Source organism: Caproiciproducens sp. NJN-50 (genome assembly GCF_004103755.1).
GTDB lineage: Bacteria > Bacillota > Clostridia > Oscillospirales > Acutalibacteraceae > Caproicibacter.
This window is the reverse complement of record NZ_CP035283.1, coordinates 3,182,396-3,209,358: the sequence shown is the minus strand read 5'-3', so window position 1 is coordinate 3,209,358 and position 26,963 is coordinate 3,182,396. Positions and strand designations below refer to the sequence as shown.

At 54.9% G+C, this 26,963-nt stretch carries 25 protein-coding genes; 16 read left to right on the top strand and 9 right to left on the bottom strand.

The annotated features are described in order from the left end of the window. Positions 1–211: 211 nt before the first annotated feature. From EQM14_RS15670 to pstA, 3 genes are all read left to right on the top strand, one after another. On the top strand, positions 212–1,138 hold the full coding sequence (locus EQM14_RS15670; RefSeq protein ID WP_128744096.1) for a phosphate ABC transporter substrate-binding protein: 927 nt from the start codon (positions 212–214) through the stop codon (positions 1,136–1,138). Positions 1,139–1,222: 84 nt separating this feature from the next. Then, positions 1,223–2,107, top strand: coding sequence for a phosphate ABC transporter permease subunit PstC (gene pstC, locus EQM14_RS15665; protein ID WP_128744095.1), 885 nt, complete (start codon positions 1,223–1,225; stop codon positions 2,105–2,107). After that, the gene (gene pstA, locus EQM14_RS15660; protein ID WP_128744094.1) at positions 2,104–2,991 is read left to right on the top strand and encodes a phosphate ABC transporter permease PstA; all 888 of its coding nucleotides are present in this window, start codon (positions 2,104–2,106) and stop codon (positions 2,989–2,991) included. Before pstC ends, pstA begins: the two co-directional genes overlap by 4 nt. A gap of 34 nt (positions 2,992–3,025) precedes the next feature. Here the strand turns inward: pstA and EQM14_RS15655 are convergent, their stop codons facing one another. The 7 genes from EQM14_RS15655 to EQM14_RS15625 form a co-directional block, all read right to left on the bottom strand. Beyond that, complete coding sequence (locus EQM14_RS15655) at positions 3,026–4,090, bottom strand: DUF4179 domain-containing protein (RefSeq protein ID WP_243112559.1); 1,065 nt, start codon at positions 4,088–4,090, stop codon at positions 3,026–3,028. Further along, complete coding sequence (locus tag EQM14_RS15650) at positions 4,065–4,565, bottom strand: RNA polymerase sigma factor (RefSeq protein ID WP_128744093.1); 501 nt, start codon at positions 4,563–4,565, stop codon at positions 4,065–4,067. Before EQM14_RS15650 ends, EQM14_RS15655 begins: the two co-directional genes overlap by 26 nt. A gap of 16 nt (positions 4,566–4,581) precedes the next feature. Beyond that, positions 4,582–5,250, bottom strand: a complete 669-nt coding sequence (locus EQM14_RS15645) for a GNAT family N-acetyltransferase (protein WP_164919115.1) — start codon at positions 5,248–5,250, stop codon at positions 4,582–4,584. A 137-nt stretch (positions 5,251–5,387) separates the two neighbouring features. Beyond that, entirely contained in the window at positions 5,388–6,164 is a 777-nt protein-coding gene (locus tag EQM14_RS15640) for an ABC transporter permease (protein WP_243112558.1), read from the bottom strand. Between the two features lie 14 nt (positions 6,165–6,178). Then, positions 6,179–7,123 (bottom strand): ABC transporter permease, encoded by a 945-nt coding sequence (locus EQM14_RS15635; protein ID WP_128744090.1) that lies wholly within the window; start codon positions 7,121–7,123, stop codon positions 6,179–6,181. 29 nt (positions 7,124–7,152) lie between these two features. Next, positions 7,153–8,697: an ABC transporter substrate-binding protein gene (locus EQM14_RS15630; RefSeq protein WP_128744089.1), complete on the bottom strand. Its 1,545-nt coding sequence runs from the start codon at positions 8,695–8,697 to the stop codon at positions 7,153–7,155. 28 nt (positions 8,698–8,725) lie between these two features. Beyond that, a complete protein-coding gene (locus tag EQM14_RS15625; RefSeq protein WP_128744088.1) occupies positions 8,726–9,073 on the bottom strand; it encodes a hypothetical protein in 348 nt (115 codons plus the stop codon). Between the two features lie 237 nt (positions 9,074–9,310). On the opposite strand from EQM14_RS15625, the gene EQM14_RS15620 reads away from it, so the two are divergent. From EQM14_RS15620 to EQM14_RS15605, 4 genes are read left to right on the top strand one after another with little or no spacing between them, the layout of a single operon-like run. Then, positions 9,311–10,450, top strand: coding sequence for a cysteine desulfurase family protein (locus EQM14_RS15620; protein WP_128744087.1), 1,140 nt, complete (start codon positions 9,311–9,313; stop codon positions 10,448–10,450). Between the two features lie 13 nt (positions 10,451–10,463). Then, positions 10,464–11,642, top strand: a complete 1,179-nt coding sequence (gene thiI / locus EQM14_RS15615) for a tRNA uracil 4-sulfurtransferase ThiI (protein WP_128744086.1) — start codon at positions 10,464–10,466, stop codon at positions 11,640–11,642. 16 nt (positions 11,643–11,658) lie between these two features. Continuing rightward, positions 11,659–12,942 (top strand): competence/damage-inducible protein A, encoded by a 1,284-nt coding sequence (locus EQM14_RS15610; protein WP_128744085.1) that lies wholly within the window; start codon positions 11,659–11,661, stop codon positions 12,940–12,942. Positions 12,943–12,964: 22 nt separating this feature from the next. Continuing rightward, a complete protein-coding gene (locus tag EQM14_RS15605; protein ID WP_128744084.1) occupies positions 12,965–13,444 on the top strand; it encodes a hypothetical protein in 480 nt (159 codons plus the stop codon). Positions 13,445–13,575: 131 nt separating this feature from the next. Here the strand turns inward: EQM14_RS15605 and EQM14_RS15600 are convergent, their stop codons facing one another. Further along, the gene (locus EQM14_RS15600; protein WP_243112557.1) at positions 13,576–14,979 is read right to left on the bottom strand and encodes a S1C family serine protease; all 1,404 of its coding nucleotides are present in this window, start codon (positions 14,977–14,979) and stop codon (positions 13,576–13,578) included. 249 nt (positions 14,980–15,228) lie between these two features. Between EQM14_RS15600 and EQM14_RS15595 the strand changes: the two genes are divergently transcribed. The 8 genes from EQM14_RS15595 to EQM14_RS15560 all read left to right on the top strand — a co-directional run bounded on the left by EQM14_RS15595 (position 15,229) and on the right by EQM14_RS15560 (position 21,470). Next, positions 15,229–16,008 carry a helix-turn-helix domain-containing protein gene (locus EQM14_RS15595; protein WP_128744083.1) on the top strand — a complete coding sequence of 260 codons (780 nt, stop codon included), beginning with the start codon at positions 15,229–15,231 and terminating at the stop codon, positions 16,006–16,008. A gap of 372 nt (positions 16,009–16,380) precedes the next feature. Then, complete coding sequence (locus EQM14_RS15590) at positions 16,381–17,496, top strand: C10 family peptidase (protein ID WP_128744082.1); 1,116 nt, start codon at positions 16,381–16,383, stop codon at positions 17,494–17,496. A 106-nt stretch (positions 17,497–17,602) separates the two neighbouring features. Further along, positions 17,603–18,283: a hypothetical protein gene (locus EQM14_RS15585; protein ID WP_128744081.1), complete on the top strand. Its 681-nt coding sequence runs from the start codon at positions 17,603–17,605 to the stop codon at positions 18,281–18,283. A gap of 61 nt (positions 18,284–18,344) precedes the next feature. Further along, complete coding sequence (locus EQM14_RS15580; RefSeq protein ID WP_128744080.1) at positions 18,345–18,854, top strand: hypothetical protein; 510 nt, start codon at positions 18,345–18,347, stop codon at positions 18,852–18,854. 378 nt (positions 18,855–19,232) lie between these two features. Next, a complete protein-coding gene (locus tag EQM14_RS15575) occupies positions 19,233–19,898 on the top strand; it encodes a hypothetical protein (protein WP_128744079.1) in 666 nt (221 codons plus the stop codon). 21 nt (positions 19,899–19,919) lie between these two features. Further along, positions 19,920–20,255 (top strand): hypothetical protein, encoded by a 336-nt coding sequence (locus EQM14_RS15570; RefSeq protein ID WP_128744078.1) that lies wholly within the window; start codon positions 19,920–19,922, stop codon positions 20,253–20,255. Between the two features lie 259 nt (positions 20,256–20,514). After that, positions 20,515–20,973 carry a hypothetical protein gene (locus EQM14_RS15565; RefSeq protein ID WP_128744077.1) on the top strand — a complete coding sequence of 153 codons (459 nt, stop codon included), beginning with the start codon at positions 20,515–20,517 and terminating at the stop codon, positions 20,971–20,973. Positions 20,974–21,047: 74 nt separating this feature from the next. Then, the gene (locus EQM14_RS15560) at positions 21,048–21,470 is read left to right on the top strand and encodes a CBS domain-containing protein (protein WP_128744076.1); all 423 of its coding nucleotides are present in this window, start codon (positions 21,048–21,050) and stop codon (positions 21,468–21,470) included. An 83-nt stretch (positions 21,471–21,553) separates the two neighbouring features. Here EQM14_RS15560 and nifJ read toward each other — a convergent pair whose 3' ends face one another. After that, entirely contained in the window at positions 21,554–25,117 is a 3,564-nt protein-coding gene (gene nifJ / locus EQM14_RS15555) for a pyruvate:ferredoxin (flavodoxin) oxidoreductase (protein ID WP_128744075.1), read from the bottom strand. A gap of 332 nt (positions 25,118–25,449) precedes the next feature. Here nifJ and EQM14_RS15550 point away from each other — a divergent pair, with 332 nt between their 5' ends. Beyond that, positions 25,450–26,856 (top strand): hemolysin family protein, encoded by a 1,407-nt coding sequence (locus EQM14_RS15550; protein WP_128744074.1) that lies wholly within the window; start codon positions 25,450–25,452, stop codon positions 26,854–26,856. Positions 26,857–26,963 lie beyond the last annotated feature (107 nt).

Genomic DNA, 26,963 nt, shown 5'->3' with positions numbered 1-26,963 from the left:
CACGGGCGCAGAAGACGTTCTTTCCGTCGGCGGAGGCGAGATAATCCGCAGCGGAAAGGGAATGCTGGTATTGAGGATCTATGACCATTTAACCTGTTCTTAACATAAAAATAACAGGAAGATAAAATAGGCCTAACTTTCCTTTAACGAGCGCGCTTTATGATTGGAAACAGAACAAAAGAGAATAGAAAAACAGATAAGGAGATCGTATATGAAAAAGTACCTGTCAATTCTGATGGTTGCGGCGCTTCTGATGATATCGACGGCGTGTTCTTCCGGAACGGGCGCCTCTTCCACTCCCGCGTCGCAGACGGATTCCTCAACGGCTGCCTCTGAAACGGCCTCGTCCGAGCCGGCGGCGGTCAGCGGCAGCATCACGGCTTCCGGGTCCTCGGCGCTGTATCCGCTGGTAAAAGACGCGGCGGATAAATTCAAACAGAAAAATCCCGATGTTTCCATCACGCTGAACGCCGGCGGTTCCGGCACGGGCCTGAAGCAGGTCGCGGACGGCACGGTCGATATCGGCAATTCAGACGTGGAAGCGGAATCCAAATTGACCGCGGACCAGGCGAAGACGCTGGTTGACCACAAGGTCTGCGTCATCACCATGGCACCGATCGTCAGCGCGGATGTGAAAGAAAAGGTCAGCAGCCTGACCACGCAGCAGCTGATCGATATCTTTACGGCGAAAACGACAAACTGGAAGGACGTCGGCGGTCCGGATGAAGCGATTACGCTGGTCACCCGCCCCTCCACCTCCGGAACCCGCGCGCTGTTTAAGCAGTATGCTTTAAACGGTTCAGAGGAAGCTTCCAATAAATCGCTTGAAACGGACGACTCCGGCACGCTGCTGCAAACCGTCGCACAGCATAAGGGCGCGATCGGCTATGTGGCGCTCTCCTACCTGACCAAGGATATCGACGGCGTGAAAACCATGTCGATCGACGGGGTGGAACCCACTTTGGAAAACACCTATTCCGGCAAATACAAGGTCTGGGGCTACGAGCACATGTACACGAAGGGCGAAGCCGGCGGAGCGGCGAAAGCGTTCCTTGACTACATGACTTCCGATGAATACGGAGCGGTGATGGAATCCCTGGGCTACAACACCACCTCTAAAATGCAGGTGACAAGATAAATCCAGGACCAATATTGAATTGCGGGCCGGGCCGGCGGAGAAGATCCGTTCGGTCTTACGCCCGTTTCAGGGGGATTTTCGTTTATGAAGAAAAAAGAGACGGCGTGGCGCGCGGTGGTCACGGGGTGCGGGCTGTTTTTAATCCTGCTGACGCTTTCCATCGGAGCCTTTCTTTGCTACAGGGGGATCGGCACTTTTACGGTCTACGGACACTCCGTGTGGGAATTCCTGTTTTCATCGAATTGGAACCCTGCGGACGATTTCAAGGGCGGGGGACAGGTCGGCGCGGCGATCTTCATTGTCGGTTCGCTGGCGATCTGCTTTCTGGCACTGCTGATCGCAACGCCCTTCAGCCTTGCCGCGGCGATTTTTATGGCGGTCATTTCGCCCCGTCTGAGCGAGAAGCTGCTTCAGCCCGCGGTCGAGATTTTTGTTGGCATTCCGTCCGTCGTCTACGGCTGGGTCGGCCTGACCGTGCTGGTCCCGTTTATCCAGAATCTGTTCCGCCTTCCCTACGGATATTCCGTTCTCGCGGGCGGAATCGTGCTGGCGGTCATGATCTTCCCGACGATCACGAGCGTGTCCGCCGATTCCATCCGCAACGTTCCGCAGCAGTACCGGGAGGCCGCTTACGGCCTTGGTTCCACCCGCTGGCAGGTCATCCGCCGCGTGCTGCTTCCGGCGGCGCGCCCGGGCGTGCTGACCGGCGTCATCCTGGGGCTTTCCCGCGCGTTCGGCGAGGCGCTCGCGGTCGCGATGGTCATCGGCAAACGGCTGGCTTTTCCGGACGGCGTCCTTTCGCCCACCAACAATCTGACGGCGGCGATCGCCTCGGATATGGGGGGCGCGGCGGAGGGCGGCGAATACAATACCGCTCTGTGGACCATGGCGCTTCTGCTTCTGCTGATTTCGTTTGTATTCATCCTGATTGTCCGAAGAATCTCTTCCAGGGAGGCGCGTGAGCAATGAGACAGCGGCATCGCAATGCGATCCTGGCGGACCGCGTCATGACGGTGGTCCTGTACGGTGTGGCGGGCTTTTTCCTTCTGCTGCTCGCGGCCTTTACCGTGTATATTCTGGGAAAGGGGATTATGGAATTTGACAGTTCCCTGCTGGCTTTTAACGCGGACGGAATCGGCAACCAGTTTTTTAATACCGTCTATCTGGTCTTCCTCGCTCTGCTGATCAGTGTGCCGATCGGCGTCGCCGCCGGCATTTACATGGCGGAATACGCAAAAAAGAGCAGGCTGACCAGTTTCCTCCGCACCTGCATCGAGACCCTTTCCTCCCTGCCCTCGATTGTGGTCGGCCTGTTCGGCTACCTTGTCTTTGTCGTGGCGGTACACGGCAAATGGAGTCTGATGGCGGGCGCGCTCGCGGTTTCGATCCTGAGCCTGCCGCTGATCACAACGACGACGGAGGATGCGCTCCGCGCGATTCCAAAGACCTGGAAAGAGGGCAGCTTCGGCCTTGGCGCGACGCACCGCCAGACGATTCTGCGCGTCATGCTTCCCGGCTGCGTGCCCCGCATCATCACCGGGGTCATTCTGGCCGCGGGGCGCGGCTTCGGCGAAGCCGCCGCGCTTCTGTACACGGCGGGCATGAGCACGGATATCAACTGGTCGCGCTGGTGGAAGCTCTCTTCGCCCGTCTGCCCGTTCAACCCGTTCCGTCCCGGCGAAACGCTCGCCCTGCAGATATGGGCCTCCCGCACGGAGGCGGTCGCGCCGAACGCGGCGCAGGTGGCGGACGTATCCGCTGCGGCGCTGATCCTCATGGTGTTCGTGTTCAGCATCGGAGCGCGCGCGGTCGGCCACCGGCTGGACCGGAAAATGACCGGCGGCAGGGACTGAGCGGCGCCTTCTTGAAATGAGGCGCTTCCCAAAGCTATGATGCTTCGGCTTGCTTCAAAGGAAATGTTACCCGCCAATTTCCTTCTGTGTGCATGCTCGAAGTAACAAAACTTCCATACAGAATGTAATTTCCAATCTTTTTCTGTGGAACATCAAAGACACATTCGTCATAGTCGATTCTTCCCGGCTGTTGAAATTGATTTAAGAAACTGAAAGCGTAGTCAAGATCGACGATGCTGCCGTCCGCGTCCTTTAAATAAAAATAGCCGTGGTTATCCTTGTCCAAATTGTCGTAAACCGCCGTTTGGATATGGAGTTTCCCGCCGATATACCCGATGCCGGTCAATTCGATTCCCTCGACGGGGAATCCGTCCATTGCCCGCGAGGGGGTAAGCGCAGTTGTCTTGCCTTCCACTATATATTTTTCATAGTCCTTCCCGCTGCCTCCCGTTGAATCTACTTTTTTTATATTTTTTGCCGTCGCGGCCGACGAAAGATCGACCGGGACCCTAATGTCCTCGTAGTCTTTTTTACCGCTGATAAATTCTCCCACGGAGAAAGTGATTTTATCACCCGCGATCTTTTGGTTTCCCCATTCCGTGATCGAAATCAAAAATGTCGCGGTTTTTGTTTTTTGATCGTAACCGACACGCTGACAGGAAGCCAAACTGCTGAACGGGCGGTTGATGGAGTAGCTGTCGTTCAAATCGGTTGTGCCGTCGATGCGATCTCCGGTTAAATCCTGCATCGTGATATAAATATCGGCTGCGTTGCCGCGAATACAGGCTGAGGCAACTTCCATTTTGATGCCGTTGTCTTCATCGGATTTTTGTACCGGCATAAAAAATTGGGCCAGCTCCGGGGAAACGGTATACATCAGCTGATAGACGGGTTCCACCTTTTCCGCGAGTACAGGAACGGAAAGAGACATACAAATGCAAACTGCTATGACGGCGATTACCGGCTTGCGAAAGGAGGCGGACGTTTTGCTCTTCTTTTCTTTGCCGCTGTGTGCTGATTCTAAAATATGGCACAATAATTCGTCGTTTGGATGGACCTGATCGATCATATGCCTATATTCCTCGCTGAACATCATCATCCTCCTTCAGAATATTTCTGAGCAATGCTCTTGCTCGGGTGAGCTGTGTCCTGACCGTGGAATTTTTCCGGTTCAATGCGCGGCTGATCTCCTCAAGCGACATATTCTCGTAGTAAAACAAATGAATCACCTCGCGGTATTTTTGGGGCAGTTGCTGTAATTCGTCGGAAAGATCCATATCCTGTTTTGTCTCGAAGGGCATTGTGTCCGTCAGGGGTTCGGCTTTCCTTTTCCATACGGAATTCCATAACTTATTGGAGCAGTTGATTGTGACCCTGATCATCCATGCTTTGCGATGTTCCTCATTATTAAATACGGGCTGCTTTTTGATATACCGCAAAAATACTTCCTGAAATATTTCATCGGCATCGCATTTTGTTCCTGTCCGGGCATAAGCGAGGCGGTACACCATATCGGCGTAAAACCTGATGACTTTTTCTGCGCAATCATCCGGACGTAATGGCTCTGGCTTCAATATCCACCCCCCTTTACTACAAACACCCATGAAGTGCGGAAAATGCTACAAAAATGAATAAAATAATTAGCGTGCCGGAAAGCACGCCAGTCATAAATAAATCACAGACAGGTTTTACCGACGGGTATCTAGCGGCCGCCGACCACAAATCCGAACGGAACCCGCTCTGAGAGTAAAAAATCAGCTCTCCGCATGACGGCAGTTTCATAAGAGAGGCCAGCCCTTCCTCCCGGTATCCCGCTTTTTCCAGAACGCGCAGTGAAGCCTGATTGCGCGGCATGACGTTGCCCTCGATCCGGTGCAGGCCCAGTTCCCGGAACGCGTAATCGGTCACGGCGGCGACGGCTTCCGTCATATAGCCTTTGCGCTGATTTTTCTCATCCAGGCGGTATCCGAGAAAACACGACTGGAAGCAGCCCCTGACGATGTTATTCAGCGCGATGCTGCCGAGGACTTGTTCCGGCTGCTCCCGCAGAGAAAGGTAATAACAGAACGATTCTCCCTTTTGCGCCGCTTCCCCTTGTTGCCGCAGACTGTCAGTCTGGTGCTCAGGCGTATAGAATTCCGGCGCGCGCTCCGGTTCGAACGGGCGGAGGAAATCCCGGTTCCGGAGATAATAGTCCAGAACTTCCTGAACGAGAAGCGGGCTTGCGGGTTTTAACAGCAGACGTTTGGTTTCGATCATTTCTCTCGCTCCTTTCACTTTCGGCTCTGCCGATAAAAGCGCCGGCGTTCCCGATCCTTCCGGGAACGCCGGCATTTCGTACCGATCATTGGCTTTACCGCGACAATGGCCGCCGTAGGCTTACTCCGGGCCGGAGGTCATTTCTTCTCAAGGCTTTCTCCCAGAGAGTGGAACCCGAGCACCGTGACGATCATCATCAGCCCGGCGGAAAGGGTTTCCCACGGGGCGTTGAACAGATAGGTCTGCCCCTCGAAGAGCATCCGCCCCCAGCTTGGGACCGGCGGCTGGATGCCCAGGCCGAGGTAGCTCATGCCCGATTCCGCCAGAATCGCGTTGGAAAGTCCGATGACCACCGCCGGGATCAGCGTGGGCAGCAGATTCGGCAGCAGATGCCGGAACATGATCCTTGCCCGGGAGGCGCCGGAGACATAGGCGGCCTGGACGAAATCCAGATTTTTCAGGCGCATTGTCCCGCTGCGCGTCAGCCGGATAAAGCTGGGAAGGAACGCGATGGCCAGCGCGGGGATGATGGCGAATTTGCCGCCGCTGAACACGGTGACGGCCACCAGCGCCGTCAGCACGGCCGGAAAGGAAGAGAGCGCGTCCGTCAGCCGCAGAATCACCTCGTTCGTCAGCCCGCCCGCATAGCCGGAGAGCAGCCCGAGAACAACGCCGCAAAGGCCGCTGAGAGCCACCGTGACGGCGGCGACGAACAGGGAATACCGCGCGCCCGTGACGGCGCGGGAAAAATTGTCCCTGCCGAAGTTGTCGGTTCCAAACCAGTGCTGAGGGGAAGGGGGAAGAAAGTGCGGCGCTGTGTTGATGGCGTAGGGGTCGTACGGAGTGTAGAAAAAGCTGATCAGGGCAGCGGCGCAGACAAGGCCGATCAGAACTGTCCCGACTCGGAATGACAACCTGCGGCCGCGGCTCATGGCTTCACCCGGATGCGCGGATCGGCGGCCTGCAGCAGCAGATCCGCCGCGAAATTCGCCAGCACGACAAGAAACGCGATGTAAACGACGAGCGACTCCAGAAGCGGAAAATCGCGCGACAGAATGGATGAAATCAGCAGCCGCCCCACGCCGGGGATGCCGAAGACCTGCTCAATCAGAATGCTTCCGGAAAAAATCTCGGCGACCATCATGCCGGAAAGGGTCAAAAACGGGATCAGCGCATTTTTCAGCATGTGCCGGTATAAAATGATATGTCTGGAAAGCCCCTTGCTGACCGCGGTGCGGACATAGTCGGCGTGCGATTCCTCGACCAGCGCGGAGCGCAGGAACTTGGAAGAGACCGCGATGTTCGGCAGGGCGACGGCCAGCGAGGGGAAAATCATGTAGCGCAGGAATCCGGCGGGATCGTCTTCCCAGGAAACGTAGCCCCCCGGAGAAAAGAAACGGAGGACAAGCCCGAAAACCCAAATGAACAGGATGCCGAGGAAAAAGCCCGGCATGGAGATGTTCAGCATGGTGACGGAATCCAGGAGGCGCCCCAGCGGCGTGCCTCGCTTCTGCGCCGTAAGCACGCCGACCGGAACGGAAACCGTGAAGATCATCAGAAGCGCCAGCAGCGCGAGAGCCGCCGTGACCGGAAGCCGGCTCCCGATCAGCTCCGCAACCGGCCGGGAGTACTGGAGCGAGGTGCCCATATCGCCGTGCAGAAGGCTCCAGAGCCACCCGGCGTAGCGCTCAGGCATGCTTTTGTCAAGCCCCAGCTTCTGGTGCAGTTCGGCCAGAGCCGCGGGGGTCGCCTGGGTACCGAGAATCAGCTGCGCCGGGTCGCCCGGGATCAGGTTGAACGCGGCGAAAGCCATCAGGGAAACCAGAACCATCGTCAAAAGCAGCGTCAGCAGTTTTTTCAGGTAAAACTTCATTGCGGTACCTGTCTTCCTGTAAAAAGCTCTTACTTCGTGCGTTGGATCACGGAGGCGTCGAACACGTACAGCGGGTAGGGCGTAAAGCCGGAAAGACCGTCCTTCAGCACGTTCAGGTTCGCAATGTCCTGAATATAGACGCTCGCCGCGTCCTTTGAAAGAATCTCCTGCGCCTGCTTGTACAGCTGCACGCGCTTGTCCTCGCTCGGCTCGTTCTCCGCCTGCTTGTAAACGGAATCGAATTCGCCGCTCTTATAGTTCACGAAATTGTTGGAGGCGCCGGAAACATAACGGCCGAGGTAACTGCGGGGCGAGAGCGTCGTGCCGTCCACCGAGATGATGGTCGCCTCGTAATTGCGCTGGGTGTAAGTCTCGCTGAGCCAGGTGGCGAAATCCACCTGCTTGATCTGGGCCGTGATGCCGGCTTTTTTCAGTTCGCTGACGATCACCTGCGCGGTGTCCACGTGGACGGTATAGTTCGACGGAACCGTGATGGTCATGGCAAAGCCGTTCGCGTAGCCCGCCTCGGAGAGGAGCTGTTTCGCCTTCTCCGTGTTCTGATCGTAGGCGTGCGTCAGGCCGGAGTCGAAATACTTCTTCAGGCCGGGGATGACCGGCGTGCCCGCGCGGACCGCCTTGCCGTCGTTCACGGTGCTGATGATCTCATCCGGGCTGATGGCGTAGCTGACGGCCTGCCGCACTTTAACGTTGTCGAACGGCTTTTTGGCGTTGTTCAGGCCGAGAAGCTGGACCGAATTGGAGTTCGACTGGATCAACTGAAACCCTTTGCCGACTTGGGAAGCGACGTTGTTGGCAATGCTGGCGCCGTCGACGCTGCCGCCCTGCAGATCCATCAGGAGGGCGTTGGAGTCGGTTTCCAGTTTAAAAGTAACTTTGTCCAGCTTCGGCAGGTCTTTCTGCCAGTAATCGGGATTTTTTTTCAGCACCAGCGACTGCTGGGGCGTATAGGACTCGAATTCAAACGGCCCGGTGCCGATGGGATGGGTGTCCTGCTCCTTGTAGTCCTTCGGGATGATCGCGCAGGTCAGGTAGGGCAGGAATTCGTAGTCCGCCTGTTTCAGGTGAAGGGTTACGGTCGACGCGTCGTTTATTTCAACCGACTTCATGTTCGTGAGGTCCGCGACCAGCGCTTTGCCGCCGGAAAGCCCCGCGGCGGTGTCGAGCGAGTATTTTACGTCCTCGGCGGTAACGTCTTTTCCGTTATGGAATTTGATGCCCTTGCGGATCTTGAAGGTATAGCTCAGCGCGTCGTCGGACATGGTGCAGCTTTCCGCCACGGCCGGAATCAGATTTCCGTCCTTGTCCGGTTTGACGAGTCCCTCGAAAAGATTGAACAGGATGCTGCGCGTGTCGGCCGTTGTGGCAAGGAACGGATCCAGATGGTCGGGCTGAGTCTGCATGCCGAAGACAAATTCGCCGCCGGAAGGCTGAGAGGACTGCGCGGAGGAGGACGAAGAGGATTCTCCGCCGCCCGATCCGCAGGCCGCAAGCGGCAGCAGGATGGCTGCCGCCGCTACGGCGGATACAATCTTCCGGATAAAATTCTTGTTCATAACTGTCTCCTTATCAAACGGATTGTATTCAAATCTTGTACGAAAAATGACGGAACATTCCTCCGTTTTGAAAATCTCCGCGGATTTGCTCTTTTTCCGATCCCTGAAATCCGGGAGCGCATAACATAAACGGAAATCGAGGCACTTTTTTCCCCTTCGGCATAAAAAAACCACACTCCGGGCGCAAGCGCCCCCGGCGGACACGGCGAGATCCGCTTAGAGCTGCACAATTGACCCGGACTGCGGTATTATTTATGGCAAAAATATAAAGAAAATAAAGATCATATCCTGAGAGGGAAACCAACGTGCCGTAACCATATCCGGAAAATCCCGCGGGACGGAGGAGCGCCATTTTGTGTGCAATCCTGTTGCGCACCTTTTTTCTCCTTCTTCGTAACACCGCCGGATTACTCCGTCATTTTTTTACTATGATAAACGTGAATCGCTATTTTGTCAATAAAAAATCAATTTTTAATCAATTTTTCTTGAAAAATTATGGAGGATTACGTTATAAGGCGAAGACCGGCCCTGAGCAGAGGGTCAGGAAACCATTGCCCGGAAGGAGGACAGGGTGTATAATAATTGAGAAATAACTGGATGGAGGTTCCTGTACTTGAGCGAACTTTATTTCGACAATTCCTCCACAACCCGCGTCTGCCGCGCGTCTGCCGAAAAGGTGATGGAGACCATGACGGAAAACTACGGCAATCCGTCGTCCCTGCACTCGCTAGGCTTTCGGGCCGAGCGCGCGATGGACGAGGCCCGGACGGCGGTCGCGGCCCGGCTCGGCGCGGAAAAAGAGGAAATATATTTCACATCCGGAGGGACGGAGAGCAATAACCTGGCGCTGTTCGGCGCGGCGCATGCGCTCCGCAGAAGAGGGAACCATATCGTCACGACACAGATCGAGCATCCCTCCGTTCTGAACGTGATGAGGCGGCTGGAGCAGGAGGGATACGAGGTCACTTATCTGAAGCCCGACCCCTTCGGCCGCATCACGGCGGAGCAGATCCGCGGCGCGGTGGACGAAAAGACGGTTCTCGTCAGCCTGATGTGCGTAAACAACGAGGTGGGCAGCATTCTGCCCGTGGAAGCGGCGGCGCAGGCCGTCCGCAGCGCGGGCGCGCCCGCGCTGGTTCACGCCGACGCGGTGCAGGCGTTCGGCAAGCTCCCGCTGAACCCCCGCAGGGCGGGGATCGACCTCCTCAGCGTGAGCGCCCATAAAATTCACGGCCCGAAGGGAGTCGGGGCCCTGTATGTCCGCCGCGGCGTCCACCTGGAGCCGCGCGTTTTCGGAGGCGGACAGGAGAAAGACGTCCGTCCCGGCACGGAGGCCATGCCGCTGATCGCCGGATTCGGCGCGGCGGCCGGCGCCCTGCCGGACGTTCAGGCCGAGCTGCGCGCAATGAAGGAACTGAATTCCTACTGCCGGGGGGAGCTCCAAAAAATCGGGGGAATCGAGTTCAATTCCGCGCCCGACGCGCTGCCCTATATCCTGAATCTGTCGGCTTTGGGCGTGCGTGCGGAAACCATGCTGCATTTTCTGTCCGACCATGGAATTTTCGTGTCTTCCGGCTCCGCCTGCGCCAAGGGGCGGGCGAGCCATGTGCTTTCCGCCATGGGCCTGCCGAGGGAACGCATCGCTTCCGCGCTGCGGCTTAGCTTTTCCCGCTATAACACAAAGGAGGAAATCGACGTCTTTGCCGGTGTGCTGAGGGAGGGCCTTTCGGTCCTGACCCGCCGCCCGCTCTGACGCGTGAACGCGTATGAAAGAAATCATCCTGTTAAAGCTTGGGGAAGTGGTCCTGAAGGGACTGAACCGCCACAGTTTTGAGGAAACGCTGCTCCGCAACATCCGCCGCCGGCTCGACGGCCTCGGCGCGTTCGACGTGCGGGAGCGCCAGTCCACGATTTATGTCTCGCCGCTCCATGACGGCGCCGATCTGTTCGCCGCGCAGGAGCGGCTCTCAAAGGTGTTCGGCGTCGCCGCGCTGTCCCGCGCGTGCGAGGTGGAGAAGGACATGGACGCGATCCTGCGCGCCGCCGCGGACTATCTGCGGGGGCCGCTCTTCGGCGCGCGCACCTTCAAGGTGGAAAGCAAGCGCTCCGACAAGAAGTTTCCGCTCAATTCGCCTCAGATCTGCAATGTGGCCGGAGAATACCTCCTGTCTCAGTTCCCGCATCTGAAAGTGGACGTGAACCGCCCGGATTACACGGTCCGGATCGAGGTCCGGGATACCGCCGCCTATGTTCACGGGAACGCGGAGCGGGGCGCGGGGGGGATCCCCGTCGGGACGGGCGGCAGGGCCGCGGTCCTGATCAGCGGGGGGATCGACAGTCCCGTCGCCGCCTGGATGATGGCGCGGCGCGGCGTGGAACTGACCGCCGTGCATTTTGCCAGCCCGCCCTACACCAGCGAGCGCGCGGAGCAGAAGGTGAAGGACCTGCTCGCTAAGGTCGGGGCCTGGGCGGGGCGGATCACGATGTTTACCGTGCCGTTCGCGAAGGTGCAGGAGCAGATCATGGCGAACTGCCCGGAGGAGCTGTTCACCGTCCTGATGCGCCGCCTGATGATGCGCTGCGCCGAAAGGATCGCGCGGGACGAGGGCTGCGGCGCGCTGATCACCGGGGAGAGCCTGGGGCAGGTCGCCAGCCAGACGCTTGAGGCGATCGTCTGCACCGACGCCGCGGCGCACATGCCGGTGTTCCGTCCTCTGATCGGCATGGACAAGCGGGAAATCGTCGAGACTGCAAACAGAATCGACACCTACGAGCTGTCGATTCTGCCGTATGAGGATTGCTGCACGGTATTTACGCCGAAGCATCCCAGAACAAAGCCCGCGCTGAAATTTGTCGAGCGGGCGGAGGAGGCGCTGGACTGCGGCGCGCTGATCGAAGAGTGCGTCGCTCATGCCAGGAAGGCGCTGATTCTGCCAGTGGAATAAAAGGAGAAACAAATCCATGAATGCTGAAATCATTTCCGTGGGAACCGAGCTTCTGCTCGGCCACACGGTCAACACCGATACCTCCTACGTCGCGCGGGAACTGTCCGCGGCGGGGATCAACCTGCTGTACTCCTGCACGGTCGGGGACAATCCGGAACGCCTGAAAGCCGCCGTGGAGCTTGCGCTGTCGCGCAGCGATGTCCTGATTACCACCGGAGGGCTCGGCCCGACGGGGGACGATCTGACGAAGGAAACCGTCGCTGCGGCCGCGGGAAAGAAACTCGTGATGCACGAAGAGAGCCTCCGGCGTATCGAGCAGTATTTCAGGGGGCGCGTGCTGGGGGAGACGCAGAAAAAGCAGGCGATGCTGCCGGAGGGCTGCACCGTATTCCCAAACGACTGCGGCACCGCGCCGGGCTGCGGTTTTGAAACAGATGGGGGAAAACGGGTCGCCATGCTCCCCGGCCCGCCGTTCGAACTGATCCCCATGCTGAAAAACTGCGCGATGCCCTACCTGGCGCAAGGGGAAAACGCCGCGATCGTGTCGCATATGGTCCATGTATTCGGACTGGGCGAGGGATATGTGGCGGAGCAGATCGACGACCTGTGTGCCCGCCCGAACCCGACGGCGGCCACTTACGCAAAAGAGGGCGAAATGTTCGTGCGCGTCACCGCGCGGGCTGCGGACGAAGGGACCGCCGAAACAATGTGCGCGCCGGTGGTGGAGGAACTGAAAAATCGCCTCGGCGCGTTCGTTTACGGCGTGGACGTGGAAAGCCTGGAGGAGGCGGTCGTCCGGGAGCTCGCGGCGCAGGGAAAGACGGTCGCGGCGGCGGAATCCTGCACGGGGGGGCTGTTGGCGAAGCGGATCACCGACATTCCGGGTGCCTCCGACGTGTTTCACATGGGATGCGTCACCTACGCGAACGAAAGTAAGACGATGCTTCTCGGCGTGCCGGAGGAAACCCTGCGGCAATACGGCGCGGTCAGCCCGCAGACGGCGGAAGCGATGGCGCGCGGCGTGCGGGAGCGCTCCGGCGCGGACTATGGGATCGGCATCACGGGGATCGCCGGACCGGGCGGCGGCACGGAGGAAAAGCCGGTCGGCCTGGTCTATCTGGCCCTCTGCGGCGCGGACGGCGTCAAGATCCGCGCAATGAAGCCCGCCGGCCGTTACCGCGGGCGCGATTACCTGCGCAGTCTGGCGGCATCCAACGCGCTGGACATGCTCCGCCGCAGCCTGTGTGGACTGGGAGGCGAGGAAAAGCCGGCTTATTCCAACGAGCATAAGGCCGGCTGAAACGACCCGGGAGGAAATGAAAATGGACGCTGGCCTTTTGTTTTACTGTTCCAGGCGGACATCCGTCTGTGAAAAGACCATCCGCCGGGCCGCCGGCTGGTTTTCTCTGGCCCTTGCGGAGGTTCGGGTCTGCACGCTGGAAAACCGGCTGAACCCGGGCATGGCGGAACTGCTGAAAAAAAACGCGGTGGTTTTCACTGTCAGCGAGGCCGCGGGAGGGCGCCCGGCCTGCTCCGCACCATTGTTCCGCACGCTCCGCGTTCCGACCGGCGAAGACGGGGAGCCGGCAGGGGTGCTGCGTCTGCCCGGCCGTGAATCGACGGGGTACCTGGTGGAAAGCGCCGACAGGGCGATTTTGATTCTTCCTGACGATCCCGGCGAGATTCTGGAAATGCTGCCGGCCGCGTTCGGACGGCTGAAGCCGAAATTCGGGCTGAGCGGAGAAATTCCGGCCCCCGTGAGAATGGACTTTCAATATTCCGGGGCACATCCCAAGGATTAACTGGAAGGATGTTTGCCCAGAGGATGTACGGAAACGGGAAACGCGCCCTGAAACGGCTTTTCAGCCGGTCAGGGCGCGTCTTTTCGGCAAAAATATATCGGGGGGTGACCGGCCTGCCGGACCGGGAGGACTCAGGAGCCGGTGGCTTGCGCCAACTTGACGGTGGCTGTAAAGGTCTGCCCGGTCAGCGCTCTCGTCACGCTGAGGGTTACGGTTTCGCCGGGTTTCTTCTTGGCAATTTCAGAGGTGACCACATTCAGGCTGGTCACGGCGGTTCCGTCGATCTTCGTAATGACGTCGCCCTTCTGGATGCCCGCGCTGGTGACCGCCGAGCTGGAGATGGAGGAAACGTACATGCCTTCCGGAAGGCCGTAAAAGCGGGAGGTCATGCTGTCGATAAACTGGCCGGAGATTCCGAGCACCGCGCGGTCCTTCACATAGCCGTACTGCTTCAGGTCGCTGATGATCGGCTGGGCCTCGTTGATCGGAAGAGAGAACCCGAGCCCCTCATAGCCGGTGGCGACGATTTTGGAGGAGTTGATCCCGACGACCTGCCCCTTCATGTTGACCAGCGCGCCGCCGGAGTTGCCGGGGTTGATAGCCGCGTCGGTCTGGATGCATTTCATGGTGTAGCCGGTTTCGGTATTCGAGATTTCACGGTTCAGGGCAGATACATAGCCGATGGTGACGGTGGAGTTGAATTCCAGGCCGCCCGGATTGCCGACCGCCATAACCTGGTCCGCCACCTGAAGGTCGCCGCTGGAACCGAATTCCGCAGCTGTGAGGCCCGTCGCGTCAATCTTGATGACCGCAAGATCCGTGACGCTGTCGCTGCCGACCAGTTTTGCCTGATAGGTTTTACCGGTGGAGAGGATCACCTTCAGCGAAGAGGCGCTGTCCACCACGTGCGCGTTGGTAATGATATAGCCGTCGCTGGTCGCGATGATCCCGCTGCCTTCGCTCGCGGGCGAAACCTCGCTGGTCTTGTCACTGGAGCCAAAGCCGCCTGCGGCGTAGGCGTTGCTTTGATTTACCTGGTAATTCTGAATGCAGACCACCGATGGGACGACCTTGCTTGCGACCTGCTCCAGCGTCAGGGCCCCGGACGTGCCCGTATTGGTTGTGCTGACCTTGCTGGAGGCGCTGTCCTTCACGATGGTAAAGGCCGGCGAAGAACTGCCGGAATTCATTTTGATGGTACCGGTATTGATGAGGTAGGCGAAACCTGTAATGGAGCTGGCGGAAACGACCAGACACGCCGCCAGGCCGGCAAGCACATTTCTCAAAATATGTTTTTTTCGCTTTTTCGGGGCTTTCTCCATAACGGTTACTGTGGGAGAGGGCTCCTCCTGATAGCCGTTCTGCGGGGTGGGTGTCCCGGGAGAGCGATAGGAGTGGTAACAGTCGCCCTGCCAAACGGTTTGGTTGGGCTGCTCGGAAGAATCCTTCCAGTCACTGCGATAATCGGCGCCGTAATTCGTATTGGAAGAGAGATTGGAATCGTCTTCGCGGTCTTTTCTGAATGGATTCCTCATGACGATCATCCTTTCTGAGTGGTTTGGTATTATTATCGCGGATGACTGTGAAAAAGGTATGATAACTAATTGATATTTTTATGAATAAAAAGAGAAATTTATGTTAAGGGAATAGTTGAGCTTTTTTGGCGATTCGGCCCCCCTGTAAGGGCAAAAAAGCCCGGCGCAACCGCGGGTTGACAAACTTCAAGCCGGCCGTGGTGGAAACCGGCGTCCGTTTGCGGTATGATGGGAAAAGGAGGCGATGGAATGAGGTTTCCCGAAAGACTGCAGGAACTGAGAAAGAAAAGGGGAATGTCCCAGGAAAGTCTTGCACAGGAACTGGGAGTGTCAAGACAGGCGGTTTCCAAATGGGAATCAGGACAGTCCGTGCCGGAAACGGAAAAGCTGATCGCGCTGGGCGATTTCTTCGAAGTCAGCCTGGACGATTTGGTCCGGGGCGATGAAAGCCGCCGATCCGGTCAAACGGCCGAGGGAAGAAACGAACGGTACGCCTGCCGGCATTATGAATACAGGAGCGAACGGGAACTGCTGGGGATTCCTCTGGTGCACGTCAATCTGGGCAGGGGGAAAATCTACCGGGCAAAAGGGATCGTGGCGGTCGGGAATGTAGCCGTCGGCTTGGTTTCTGTCGGCGGGGTGGCGGCCGGGCTGATTTCCCTGGGCGGGGTCGCGCTGGGCCTGCTTGCATTTGCAGGATTTTCCGTGGGGCTGCTCCTTGCCGTGGGCGGAATTGCCGCCGGCGCTGTCGCTGTGGGAGGGCTTGCCGCGGGGATTTTGTCGATCGGCGGCCTCGCGGTCGGAAAGTACGCCGTCGGCGGCTGCGCGGTTGCCTCGGACATCGCCGTGGGAGGGTACGCGAAAGGGCGCGTCGCCGTCGGGAATATGGCGGAGGGGGCGCGCACCGTCATTCTGCGACAGGCCGGGCGGGGAGGCTTTCGCTCACCGGAGGCAGTGAAACTGATCCGGGAGGAGTACCCTCGCCTGTGGGGTCCGCTGCTGCGCCTGTTCACCGCTTTGCTCGGCTGACCTGTGCCCCGGTCTTTACACTCAGAACACGCGATTTATCATAGCTGTTGCAAAATGGCTCCCAGGGACTTGTCTGCCGCGGCTTTGAGCCGCAGCGGGCCTTTTTGTCCTGTTTTCGGCCCCTTTACAAAAGAATTTTTATTTTTTTCTAAAAAAGGTGTAACAAATCGGGGGTCTCAAACGGTATATCAGTAGAGGAAAAAAATTACAGGTTCAAGGATAGACTGATTTCCATGCTGCGCAGCATCCGAAATAAATTTTTGTTTCAGGAAGAGGATGACTCCGATGGACGATTTAGAGGGGAACTTGTTCCCCTGCCCCCGGCAGTTCTTTCGTACGTCCATAGGCCGAAAATAAAAAGGAGGAACAAAAATGTTAAGGAGTTGGAAAAAGGCTGTCAGTCCGGTTCTGGTTTTCGCGCTGTCCATGATGGTGTGCGTGCCCGCCTTCGCGGATTCACCACTTACTGCAACATCCTATGCGGCTGAATCTGATAACGCAAAAAGCTCTGGTACAGAACGGATAGAATCATTTGTGGATACAAAAATTGATGCAGCTAATGCAAAAATATCAGTAAGCAATACAAAGATTCTACATGATTTTGCCGGAAATGAATATAAACTAGTTGAATGTAGTCCTGCTGGCTATTATATTATTCATCCGGAATCCGGCATTGTTGTTGAGTCGTCTGTCCAATCTCAATCTCCATATGAAGGATTAAATGCTGATTTGTATTACGGTGGACCCACATATTATTATGTTAAATCCGGGAATAGTTATAAACATACTATATTAGGAACAATTATTTCGGATGCAGATGCAGCCGCTCAAGATTGTCAAAAAATCAATAAAGCGCTGATCTCTCAGACAAATAAAGTAGTTTCAGATTATTTGAATGGCAAGACTTCTAAATCACCAACAAATCAACTGCAATCCGCGGGAAAAAATCATTGGGTTAATTCTTATACTTGGTTTCGTAATCACAAATCTGGATTCGGATATGTTAGTGGAGGCTACTGCGGATACGTTGCTGCAAACCTTATTTTAAAATACTGGGATAATTGCCGCGGAAAGATTAAACTTTCTTCTCGGGATAGACCAGTTAATAGCACCACATTAACTAATGACCTGATTGATGTTGGTAAGGATGATGGTTACGGTGCATCAACATACGCTGTGGATATTGCCAAGGTAATCAACGATTTTTGCTATAATAACAGTCTGCCACAAAGTGCAAGCTGGCACGTAGGTACTAGTGGCATGATAAATGAAATGAATTATTATAAACGTCCAGTAATTCTCTTTGGTAACTTGGAGGGCGCGGGAAATCATGCCGTTGTTGCATATGGCTATAATGAAGATGAAAATCCAGGAGATTATACGTTCATATGTCATTTTGGTTGGAATGGTAGTTCAGAAGTTCATATCTGCTCTTTGCCAGATGGTACTAGTATTTTTGGGAGCAATGCACAATATAACATTTCATAATTATTTATTTAATTAAGGCCGAAATGAGGGCAAGGTGTCAAAGCTTTGTCCTCATATAATTTTATATATTAAGAATTTAATGAAAATTTAAAGGGGAGGATCGTCGTTGCAAAGTCAACGAAGAATCAAAAAAGCCAATACGAGCGATCCGTCTAAAATAAGAAAAATGATTCCAAATGCGATTGCGCTTATGGCAATCGTGGCTGTAGTTGGAATATGTCTCATCCCTCTTTTTACTGGAAACTATAAAGGCCATGGACAGGACCCAAACTGGGATAAAACGCATACGACCATCACGTCCATTGACGAAGCTGTAAAGCTGTTTGGAGGAGACTTGCTGCTTGACAAGCTGGAGTTGAAACAGAACAGCCCTAAGCCGTATACGGAATTTATTCTGGAATATGCAGATCAAAAGGGAAAAAATATCAATGACAGGAAGACGTGGAGTATGTTGTCCGCTCAAGTGCTTTACGGCGGGAAGCAGTTTGACGTTGATGACGACTATGCTAATCTGACTATCTTTTTCAGGGACAACGACCCATCCATCGTTGGTTCAGAGAAAGATCCCGGATATGAAAGTCTTTTAGGAAAAAGCAAGGCAGCCAAAGTCATTAACGGAATTACGGTGAAATATCGTGCTTACCAAGAAAACGCTTTTCGGTATTGTTTCTGCGCGGAATTCAAGCATCTGGGTTATGTATATTTTTTGGAATCCTATTCTAAAACAAATTCAAATTTGTCATGGGATACTTTGAACCAGATGCTCTCGAGTCCGGACAGTCTCTGAGTTCCAGGAACTTGCCCACGCTGGAAGTCCGGATCGCTTTGTATGATAGGAGCGTTTCTTCATGCGGAAAAAAATCGTTTTGTCGCTGACAGGGGTACTGCTTCTGGCTTCCGTACTGCTCATATGGCATCATTTTTCGACAAAGCCGGATCAGAGAATTCTCGATTTTCAGAATGATCTTCTGTTTCAGGTGCCGGGCAAGCCTGAGATTGTGTTCAGCAAGAAGGATTACGGTTTCACGGACGGCGATCTGTTTGATCTGTTTCAACTGTCCTCCGATGAAATGAAAACGGCGCTCGGTAAAAATAATATGGCGGACTGGTCACGGCTTCCGATGAAGCCGTATTTGGTCGACGGGTTATTGGAACAATTGGCCGGAAGCACCGACGAGGCCGCAAGGGCTTATTATCGTCAATATCTGTCCGCCGAAAGCGGTTATTATCGAATCCAGAACGACAAAAAGCTGCCGGTCGCGCCGCTGTCCTTTTGGGATAAAGCATACGGCCATATATCGGGTGCGGTCATCGATACGAAGGAAAACCGGATTTGTTATTTCCGCTGGGATAATTAGGGGAAAAGGCCTGATCCGGCTGCATCTAGGCTGATCGGCAAAATTTTAGAGCTTTTGCATAATGGAGTCTCAGGAACTTGCCTGCTGCGGCTTTGAGCCGCAGCGGGCCTTTTTGTCCTGCTTTAGCCCCTTTACAAAAGAATTTTTAATTTTTTTTAAAAAAAGTGTAACAAATCGGGGCTCTCAAACGGTATATAAGTAGAAGGAAAAAATTACAGGTTCAAGGATAGACTGATTTCCATGCTGCGCAGCATCCGAAATAAATTTTTGTTTCAGGAAGAGGATGACTCCGATGGACGATTTAGAGAGGAACTTGTTCCCCTGCCCCCGGCAGTTCTTTCGTACGTCCATAGGCCAAAATAAAAGGGAGGAACAAAAATGTTAAGGAGTTGGAAAAAGGCTGTCAGTCCGGTTCTGGTTTTCGCGCTGTCCATGGCGGTTTGTGTGCCCGCGTTCGCGGCGGAGAGAACAAATGCTTTTCAAAGTCAAGAACTTATTGAGAAGCGTTTAACTGTTGATTTGAACCAGTCTTTGAGTCAATCGGAAAAACAATTTCTGCAAAAATATTGTAAAATATTGAGTGAATTTAGTTTGGATGAAAATAATGTCCTAGCGTTAAGTTTATCAGATGAAGAACTAATAAAGAAATACTCTTTTACAAATTCTGACCTGATTTTTCTGCATAAAATAATAGACTCTTCAAAAGAGATTAACAAAAATTATAATCATTCAGGTTCTCAAATACAGCCAAATGTTTTTATTGAAGGAACCGTTATCTATTTCACAGCGTCCGATGTTGATACACTTTTACTTGCCGCAGCCTCTGCGGGACCAACAGCTATGATAGCGGCTTTGGACTTGGTTGCTACTATGACCGGGGGACCTGTCGCTACTGCTATAACAACCGTATTAGGCGTAATAGGTGTTGCATCAATTAGTAATTTTTGTTATCTTTGTATTCAGGCACATACCTATGGGGAAGGCGTATATATTGGTGTAGAATTCGATGGCGGATTTCCCAACGGCGTTCAGGGTAGGTGGTAAAATTAAGAAAGAGGTAATGGATTGATCTCTCAAAAAGAATTTGTACGAATAACTTATTTTTTACTCCCAATTCCTTTCGTCGGAATTGCATTAGGAGGAAAATCCACTTATGATTTATGGCTTTGCTTTGCCGTTGTCTCTGGAGTCCTTCAACTTGTCAAATATGTGAAATACAGTCAGCGAAAGCAAAGACCTTATATTGTATTGTGTGATGTAGGGTTTGTTTTCCTGCAGGTTATATTGTCGCATATAATTCCTGGAAATTGGGGCGTTTTAAAAGTATTGATTCTGGCAATAGCCGGAGGCTTATATTTTGTATTTGCGACATTTAAACTATATGAGCTTCGGCAAGGTTAGTAGATTGCTTTGAAAGATAGACCACGGAACAGATAACCGCGCGGATGTTCCAGACATATGAAAAGCAATAGGGTTTCTAAAGTTACTCCTTTCGGGTTTTCAGCGCCGGAAATTTTCACCGGCGCTGAAGTCTTGTTTTGCTTTTTGCCCGCAGAAGCTCTTAAATCATTTTGGAAAATTTACAGGTCCTATGATAGACTGATTTCAATAGCGAGGACCTTAATACAAAACAAAAAGGGAATATCCGGAGGAATGAGTGATGCGAAAGTCGAACCGAGGGATCGTCATCATTTTTTTGATCATTTTAGGTATTCCACTTGGATTTTTCCTTTACGGGTATTTTACGGCAGATACTAGAATGTATCAGGAAACTTGGGGTTTAATCATACCGAGCAATTTCAAAAAGCAATATTCCGTTTCTGAATTCGGCGGAACGGGCGATGGGGAAACATATGAAATTTACGCATTGAAAGGCACAGATACACAGGAAGATGCATTGGTTTTAAAAGGAATGTCTTCACAAAAAAATACGGAGATTCAGGAGCAGATCATTACAATCCTTAAAACATTAAAAGTAGATACACAAAGATATCCAGACTTCTCCCATGATTATCAATGGAAAGTTTTTAAGAAATCTGATCGGCAAACTAAAATATATATCTTATTTGACAAAAAATTGTCTTTGATCTATTTAGTTCAGAATATATGGGCGTCTTAAAATATTAGATAGGCTTTCAATGCTTTTGTATAATCGTTCCAATTCCGGTTAGGCTACGGATGAGGTGGAGCAATATGAAGGTAAAGGATATTATGACCAAGGATGTCGCCTGTGTCGGTTCCGAAGATACCATCGAACAGGCGGCGCAGCTGATGAAGCAGTACCATGTGGGGTCAATTCCCGTCTGCCGGCAGAAGCAGGTCGTCGGCATTGTGACGGACCGGGATATCACTCTCCGTGCCACCGCGCGGAAGCAGGGCTCGGACCGGAAAGTTTCGGAAGTGATGAGTTCCAATCCGGTGCTGGGGAATCCGGAAATGGACGTGCGGGAGGCCGCGAAGATCATGAGCGAACAGCAGATCCGCCGTCTGCCGGTTGTTGAGCAGAACCAGCTGGTCGGCATCGTCGCGCTGGGTGATATTTCCGTTTCGCAGGACTCGCAGGGCAGCGCGGGACAGGCTCTGAACGGAATTTCGCAGCCGGGCGGCCAGGGATGAGACCCGGGCGGGACCGAGAAGCACAAGAAAAAGCCCCCGTACAGGATTCCTGTACGGGGGCCGCTTTTGTCCGTAAGCCGGAGTTACATCTTTGAGAGCTTCTCGAGATGCTCGTAATCCTCTTTCGCTACTTTTTCCGCTTTCTGGAACAGTTCCTCGGCGCGCTCCGGGAAGGCGCGGGTCAGGGAGTTGTAGCGTACTTCGCCCATAATAAAGTCGCGGTAAGATGCCGTCGGAGCCTTGCTGTCGAGCTGGAACGGATTCTTGCCCTCTTCAGCCAGGCGGGGATCGTAGCGGAAGTTCTTCCAGTAACCGGAAGCGACGGCTTCCTTTTCCTCGATCTGGGATTTGCTCATGCCCTTTTTGATGCCCTGATTGATGCAGGGGGCGTAGCCGATGATGAGGGAAGGACCATGATAGCTTTCAGCTTCCGCAATGGCCTTGATCGTCTGGTTGTAGTCGGCGCCCATCGCGACATGCGCGACGTAGACGTAGCCGTAGGTCATGGCCATGCCGGGCAGATCCTTCTTCTTCGTGGACTTGCCGGTTGCGGCAAACTGCGCCACCGAACCGATCGGGGTGGACTTGGAAGCCTGCCCACCGGTGTTGGAGTACACCTCGGTATCGAAGACGAAGACGTTGACGTCTTCGCCGGAAGCGAGGACGTGATCCAATCCGCCGTAACCGATGTCATAGGCCCAGCCGTCGCCGCCGAAGATCCAGATGGACTTCTTCGCAAGATAGTCCTTGTCTTCCAGCGTCTTCTTGGCAAGCCCGGCCAGCTCGCCGCTGCCGGAAGCGGCCTTTTCCAGTTCCGCAATCAGCTTGTCGGCCGGCTCGCGGTTTTCAAGGCTGCTGCCGAAGGTGGCCTTCCACTCCGCGCACGCGCTCTTCAGAGCTTCGGAGGCGTCGGCGGAAGCGGCAATCTTGTCGACGTATTCCTGGAGCCTGCCGCGGATGGCTTTGTTGGCAAGAGCCATGCCGTAGCCGAACTCGGCGTTGTCCTCAAACAGGGAATTGTTCCACGCGGGGCCGAAGCCTTTCGCGTTCCTGGTGTACGGGGTCGCCGGAGCGGAGCCGCCCCAGATCGAGGAGCATCCGGTCGCATTGGCGATGTACATCCTGTCGCCGAACAGCTGTGTGATCAGCTTCGCGTAAGGAGTCTCGCCGCAGCCCGCGCAGGCGCCGGAGTACTCAAGCAGCGGTTTCTTGAACTGGCTGCCCTTGACGCTGGTGGGCTTGAACTTTGCGGCAACTTCCGGCTTTTCCGGCAGGCTCAGGCCGAAGTCGTAATATTCCTGGCCGTCCAGCTGGGTGTCCATCGGCTTCATCTCAAGCGCCTTGTTGCCCCTCATGCCCGGGCAGACCGTCGCGCAGGAGCCGCAGCCCGTGCAGTCCAGAGTGGAGATCGTGATGCCGAACTTGTAGCCCTTCATCAGGGTCATGTCCTTGAACTTCATGCCGGCCGGCGCTTTGGCGGCTTCTTCCTCGGTCATGACGACCGGACGGATGACCGCGTGCGGGCAGACATAAGAGCAGGTGTTGCACTGAATGCAGTTTTCCGGAATCCACTGCGGAACGTCGATCGCGATGCCGCGCTTCTCATAGGCGGCGGAACCGGCCGGAACGGTGCCGTTTGCCATCGGCATCAGGTCGGAGACCGGGATCTCGTTGCCCTTGTAGCGGTTGGCCGGGATCAGGACCTTGTTGACGTAGTTGACGAGCTCTTTGTCGCTGCCGGTTGCGGTCGGGACAACGGAATCGTCGGCTGCGTTTTTCCAGGAGGCCGGAACGTTGACCTTCGCGAAATCGGTCGCGCCGCGCTCAATGGCGGCGTGGTTCATCGCGACAACCTTTTCGCCCTTTTTGCTGTAGGACTTTGTGGCGGCGTCCTTCATATACTGGATGGCCTGTTCCTTCGGGATGATGTCGGCGATCGCGAAAAACGCGGACTGCAGGACCGTGTTGATGCGGGCGCCCAGGCCGAGCTCCTTGCCAAGCTTCACGCCGTTGATGGTGTAGAAGTTGATGCTGTTGTCGGCGATATATTTCTTCATCTTGCCGGGCAGGTGCTTGTCAAGCTCCTCGACGGACTCCCATTCGCAGTTGAGCAGGAAGCTTCCGCCGGGCTTGATGTCCTGAACCATGTCGAAGGATTCGACGTAAGAAGGCTTGTGGCACGCGACGAAATCCGCTTTGGTGACATAATAGGTGGACTTGATCGGCTTGGCTCCGAAACGCAGGTGGGAGATGGTCAGGCCGCCGGATTTCTTGGAGTCGTAGGCGAAATAGCCCTGTGCATACATGTCGGTGTGGTCGCCGATAATTTTGATGGAGTTCTTGTTCGCGCCGACGGTGCCGTCCGCGCCGAGGCCCCAGAATTTGCAGGAGTGGGTGCCCTTCGCGGTGGTGTCCGGATTTTCCTTGACCTCGAGCGAAAGGTTGGTCACGTCGTCGGTGATGCCGATCGTGAAGCGCTTCCTCGGGGAAGCGGACTGCATATTGCGGTAAACGGCGACGATCTGGCCAGGATTGGTGTCCTTGGAGCCGAGGCCGTAGCGGCCGGTGTAGACCGGGGTCGTGGCGAATTCGGTGTCCTTGAAGGCGGCGACGATATCGAGGTACAGCGGTTCGCCGATGGAGCCGCGCTCTTTCGTGCGGTCGAGGACGCTGATCTTCTTGACCGTCTTCGGCAGAACGTCGAGCAGATATTTCGCGACGAAAGGACGGTACAGATGGACTTTGACCAGGCCGACTTTCTCACCTGCCGCGTTCAGGTAGTCGACGACTTCCTCCGCGCATTCGCACACGCTGCCCATCGCGATGATGACTTCCGTCGCGTCCGGCGCGCCGTAGTAGTTGAACGGCTTGTAATCGGTGCCGATCTTCGCGTTGACTTTGTTCATATAGTCCACGACGACTTCGGGGAAAGCGTCGTAGTGGCTGTTGCTGGCTTCATTGACCTGGAAAAACAGGTCGTCGTTTTCGCTGGTGCCCTTTGTCACCGGATGCTCCGGGTTCATGGAATCCCTGCGGAATTTCTCAACGGCGTTCCAGTCGAGCAGTTCGCCGAGATCCTTGTCGTCCCAGATGTGGATTTTCTGAATCTCGTGGGAGGTGCGGAACCCGTCGAAGAAGTGCATGACCGGCATGCTTCCCTTGATGGCGGAAAGATGCGCGACGGCGCCCAGATCCATGCATTCCTGCGGGCTGTTCGAGCAGATCATGGCAAAGCCCGTCTGGCGGCACGCGTAAATGTCCGAGTGGTCGCCGAAGATGCACAGCGCCTGCGTCGAGAGCGAACGGGCCGAGACATGCATGACGGCCGGAAGGAATTCGCCGGCGATCTTGTACATGTTTGGGATCATGAGCAGAAGACCTTGGGAGGCGGTGTAGGTCGTGGTCAGCGCGCCTGCCGCCAGGGATCCGTGCACTGCGCCGGATGCACCGGCCTCGGACTGCATCTCCGTGATCTGGACCTGCCTGCCGAACAGGTTTTTCTTGCCTGCTGCGGCGTACTTGTCCGTCTCATCCGCCATGACGGAAGAAGGCGTGATCGGGTAGATGGCAGCGACGTCGGTAAACGCATATGACACATATGCTGCGGCGTTGTTGCCGTCCATGGTTTTCATTTTTCTTGAATCCATAGTCCTTATTTTCCTCCTTACGGATAATTAATTCCGTTGGGTACAGCACAAGGATCTGTACTTGACTAAAGTTTAACATCTTTTGTCTTCCGTGTAAAGGAAAATTACTGAAAAAAGCATGAAAACTTATCGAAAAAAATTAGCAGAAATGGCATAATGACCAAAAAATTTTCAGCATTAAAAAAAGCTTTGCAGTCGTTGTTGCGGGGACGGAAGAGCCCCGCGGCCGTGACGGGTTCCCCGCGCGCCGCATTGACAGCGGTTGCAGGAAACGATACAATAAAATAATATAATAATATTGGATTCATTTTCATTCTGAAAGGGGTAAACTTATGTCATCCGACCCTGACGGGCAAACGATTCCGTTGCTGTTGGCGGCTTCCGGGGCATCCCGCGCGGATTCTCCGTTTGCCGCCGTGCTGCTTCTCATCGTTCTGATCCTGATCAATGCCTTTTTTTCCGCGAGTGAAATCGCAGTCATCACCATGAATGACGCCAAAATTGAAAAGATGGCGGAGGACGGGAACCGAAGAGCCCAGAAACTGCAAAAACTCACCGTGAACTCCAGCCGCTTTTTTTCCACGATTCAGATTGGCGTCACGCTGGCCGGCTTTCTGACGTCGGCCTCCGCCTCGGAGAGCTTTTCGGACGATCTTGCCGCTCTCCTGAGCTTCCTGCCTTTTTCTCCCTCTTTCATCAAGGGTGCTTCGACGCTTCTCATTACGCTTCTGCTGTCTTATTTCTCCCTGGTTTTTGGGGAGCTGGTGCCGAAACAGGTCGCGATGAAGCGTGCGGAGGAGCTTTCGTTTCACTTCGCGGGCGTGCTTTCCGCCGTTGCGTCCGTCTTCCGCCCCGTCGTTTCCCTGCTGACCGCCTCCACGAACGTCGTGCTGCGTTTTCTTGGCGTGGACCCGGACAGCGGCGGGCAGACCGTCACGGAGGAGGAGATTCTCATGATGGTGGACGCCGGAGAGGAAAAAGGGGTCCTGAACGAAAATGAAAAGGACATGATCTCGAACATTTTCGAGTTCAGCGATCTCACGGTGGACGAGGCCATGACGCACCGGACGGACGTGATTGCCGCCGAGGACACGGACTCCGTCGGAGACGCGGTGACGCTGGCAATGGACAACGGCTACTCCCGCATCCCCGTTTTCCACGAGGACCTGGACAGCATTACCGGGATCATCTATGTCAAGGATCTGCTCAAATATGTGGGAAAACAGGTAGAGCCCGGAATCCGCCTGACGGATGTGATGCGCCCGGCTTATTTTGTCCCTGAAAGCAAGCTCTGCGGCGAGCTCTTTTCCGATATGACGGCGCATCACGTGCAGATCGCCGTGGTTGTCGACGAATACGGCGGCACGGAGGGGATCATCACGATGGAAGATCTTCTCGAGGCAATCGTCGGCAGCATTCAGGACGAATACGACAACGAGGCAGAGGAGATCCACCGGGACGGCGAGAACCGGTTCGACGTGGAGGGGACCGCGCCGGTGGACGAGGTCTCGGAAATGCTGGGCGTCGATCTGCCGGAGGGGGACTATGATACTGTCGCCGGGCTGATGATGGAACGGCTGGGGAGGCTGCCGCGGGAAAACGAGCATCCGCAGGTGAAGCTCGACGGCCTGACGCTGACCGTCGCCGCGATGGAAGAGCGAAGAATCGCGAGGATCCTGATCGAAAAGGACGCGCCCGTTCCCAAAACGCAGCCGGAACCGGGAAAAAGCGGGAATTAAAGCGGGAATTGAGGATTGCATTTCGCGGGATTTTGTTGTATCGTATTAGAACCGCTGAGAAAGCAGCGGGGTCAGTCGCAACATCCTGACCTAAAATAAAACTACGG